The organism is Nonomuraea sp. 10N515B, from assembly GCF_052245915.1.
Classification (GTDB): Bacteria; Actinomycetota; Actinomycetes; order Streptosporangiales; family Streptosporangiaceae; genus Nonomuraea.
In genome coordinates this window covers 1-2,899 of sequence record NZ_JBQQBQ010000162.1, presented here as the reverse complement: position 1 = coordinate 2,899, position 2,899 = coordinate 1, and the positions used below count along the sequence as shown (strand labels likewise).

Here is a 2,899-nt window from a genome sequence, read left to right as displayed (position 1 = left end):
TGAAGGACGCGCACGAGGCCCGGGTTGCAGCCCGGCGAGAACTACGCCAGGATCCCCTATAACCCCTCCCGCGACTGATGGGTATTTAAGACCCGATCTGGTGCATTTTCTCTGACACACCTCGCCACAGGGAGCAGAGCGGCATGGTTCGACCGAGGCTTGAGGCTTGAGGCTTTCCCAGCTATCGGCCAGAACCGTCCACGAAAGGCGGCGAAAAGTCTCCGGGCTCGGTTCAACGACAGCCTTGAAGTCATGAGTGCTGATGACAACGAGCAGCCCGGCGCGGAGCCTGCCATCGAGACCCGCGGTCGGCGGCCGCGCCGCGGACGGATCGATGCGCGGAACGCCTCCATGGCCGTGGCCGGCGAGTCCGAACCCGGAAAGACCACGGCGGCCCCCGACGAACTGAGGGAGATGACCGCGTGATTCCCGATTCAACCCCGGCCCGCCTTCCTGGCGGGAACTGCTGGGCCCCGAACATCTCGGAGCTGCGATCGTGCTGGCGGGCGGCGTGCTCGTCGGTGCGGTCAATATCTATCTGGCCTCGAGCCTGCTGCCGACCGCGGTCGCCGACATCGGCGGTGCCGGCTTCTACGCGTGGAACATGACGATCTGCCTCGTCGTCATGGTGATCGCGACGATGCTCGTCAGTCGGCTCCTGGCCCGGTCGGGGAACGTCGGCGCCTACCGCCTCGGCTTTGCCTTGTTCCTGGTGGGCTCGGTGGCCTGTGCGGCGAGCCCGGCGATGCCGGTACTGCTGGCCGGCCGCGGCGTCCAGGGATTTGGGGCGGGGGTGCTGCCCGGGCTGGGGTTCGCCGTCATTCGCTCGGCCCTGCCGCGCCGACTGTGGACCCGCGGTAACGCCTTGATGTCGGCGATGTACGGCCTCGGCAACTTTCGTGGGTCCGGCGCTCGGCGGCCTGTTCGCCCAGTTGTCCGTTCCGCTCGAAAGCCGCAGTCTTCGGAGCCGTGAGCAGCGGATGGCAAGGTAGGTCCGAACGGTGCTGACGTGAGTTGTTCGGACCTACCTTGCGTTTTCGGTGGCGACGGCTCGCTTGCCGGGGGCAGCCGTCTCAGGCGAGCCCGGCGAAGTGCAGGACGACTGCCTTGGCTCCGACAGTCCAGCTGGCCCGGACGTCGCGTCGCTTCTTCGATCCGCCCGACAGCGATCAGGCCGTCGAGGACGTCGACGACGAACTGGGACGCGGGGCATGGCTTCGAACTCGTCTCGTGAGTCGTCGTTCAGCACCGTGTGCGTATCAGGTGACGGATGCTCAGCGATGGCTGGGCCCGCCGGTCAGTCGATGCCTTCGATGATGCGGAAGTCGCGCTCGAAGCCGTCGGGGAGGGCCACCAGCGCCTTCTGGTATGCCTCGCTCTCGTATGCCGCGACGGCCTGTTCAAAGCTGTCGAACTCGATCAGAACGACGCGTTGCGTGATTCCGGCCTCGTGGGCGACGACTCGACCGCCACGGGACGGGATCCGGGACAGGACGCGCCCGCCCCCAGCCTGGACAGCCGGACCGGCCAGCTTGTCGTAGGCAGTCAGCCTCTCAGGGTCGGAAATGGCGGGGTAGACACTGACCCAGTAGCCCTTAGCCATGGAAACCTCCTGTGTTGGGCCGGACACGTCCGACTTCGAAGTGACACTCAGATCGATCGATCCCGGCGACGGGTACTGCGGTCAGTTGAATCGTCATATGCGCAGGTTAGGGCTTGATGTGCGGTCGAGGGAAAGATCGGTACGGGATAGACTCAGAACGGATCGTTATCAATCGGCAGGGAGGGCGCGTGGCGCCGGATACGGTGAGCCTGCGGTACTTCCTGGTGCTGGCGCAGGAGTTGAACTTCACCCGCGCGGCCGCACGGATCGGTATCGCACAGCCCGCACTCAGCGCCCGGATGCGCCGATTGGAGGCGGAACTCGGTACGGCCCTGCTGGTCCGCAACACGCGTAGCGTCGTATTGACCACGGCCGGTGCGGCTTTGGCGGAGTCCGCGCCGCCCGCGCTGGCGGCGCTGGACCGGGCATGGGACACCGCCCGGAGCGCGGCGGCCGGTGAACTTGGCACGCTGCGCATCGGATACAGCCTCAGCGCCGGGGCCGAGACGGCACCGGCCCTGGTGGACAGGCTGATTCGCGGCAACAGCGGACTCGAGGTCGGCGCGGTCCCGATGGCGACACCGGAGATCTCCCCCGCGGTCGCCGACGGCCGAATCGATGCCGGGATCACCCGCGGTGAACAGCCGGGCCGTGGCGTGCGCCGGTTCCTGCTGCGGCGTATGCGCGTCGGGGTCCAGCTGGCGCAGCACCATCCGCTGGCCGAACACCCGGAGATCGAGATCGCCGACGCCGCCGCGTATCCGCTGCGACTCCCGGACCGTGCGGCCAACCCCGTGATCCACGATCAGCTGTCCGCACTGTTTCGAGACACCCGACCACACCCCCGATTCCACACGCCCGCAGTCTCTTTCGACATGTCTCAGCGCGACCTGCGCGACGGGGTCACCCTCGCCCCGGCCGGAGAAGCCGCGGTCACGGCACAACCGGCCGGTCTCACCTGGCGACCGCTGCGGGGCGCGCCCAGCCTGACGATCCACCTGGTCCTCCCACGCGAGCAGTCGCCGCTACACCGCCGCATCCGTGCCGTCGCCAAAACCCTGGCGCACGAGCTGCACTGGCTGCCGGACTGACGCGCAAGAGGTCAAGCGGGGCCTGTCCAGAAAACCGTACAGTCCCGCCCGCGAGGCCAAGGAGCCATCCGGGCCGTGGAGCTTGTCACTTCAAGTGTGTAAATTCTTACTCTGAGTAATGGAGAGTGCTCTTTACCTGATTTACTTGATCCTTCCCGGGTAGGCGATCTCGAGTTCGTTGAGCGCTTCGCGCCAGCCGAAGGTG

Annotated in this window: 4 protein-coding genes; 3 read left to right on the top strand and 1 reads right to left on the bottom strand. The window is 66.9% G+C overall.

Annotated features, from left to right (window positions below; all coding sequences use genetic code 11):
- Window positions 1-252: 252 nt before the first annotated feature.
- Both ACTWQA_RS58710 and ACTWQA_RS58705 read left to right on the top strand, forming a co-directional pair.
- The gene (locus tag ACTWQA_RS58710; RefSeq protein ID WP_443167445.1) at window positions 253-426 is read left to right on the top strand and encodes a hypothetical protein; all 174 of its coding nucleotides are present in this window, start codon (window positions 253-255) and stop codon (window positions 424-426) included.
- 70 nt (window positions 427-496) lie between these two features.
- Window positions 497-973, top strand: coding sequence for an MFS transporter (locus tag ACTWQA_RS58705; RefSeq protein WP_443167444.1), 477 nt, complete (start codon window positions 497-499; stop codon window positions 971-973).
- A gap of 324 nt (window positions 974-1,297) precedes the next feature.
- On the opposite strand, the gene ACTWQA_RS58700 is transcribed toward ACTWQA_RS58705, so the two are convergent.
- Window positions 1,298-1,603 (bottom strand): DUF1330 domain-containing protein, encoded by a 306-nt coding sequence (locus ACTWQA_RS58700; RefSeq protein ID WP_189142964.1) that lies wholly within the window; start codon window positions 1,601-1,603, stop codon window positions 1,298-1,300.
- Between the two features lie 188 nt (window positions 1,604-1,791).
- Here ACTWQA_RS58700 and ACTWQA_RS58695 point away from each other — a divergent pair, with 188 nt between their 5' ends.
- Complete coding sequence (locus ACTWQA_RS58695; RefSeq protein WP_132935056.1) at window positions 1,792-2,694, top strand: LysR family transcriptional regulator; 903 nt, start codon at window positions 1,792-1,794, stop codon at window positions 2,692-2,694.
- Window positions 2,695-2,899 lie beyond the last annotated feature (205 nt).

Excerpts from the sequence above, each read along its gene's own strand:
- ACTWQA_RS58710 (WP_443167445.1), top strand. The coding sequence starts at position 253 with ATGAGTGCTGATGACAACGAGCAGCCCGGCGCGGAGCCTGCCATCGAG.
- ACTWQA_RS58700 (WP_189142964.1), bottom strand. The coding sequence starts at position 1,603 with ATGGCTAAGGGCTACTGGGTCAGTGTCTACCCCGCCATTTCCGACCCT.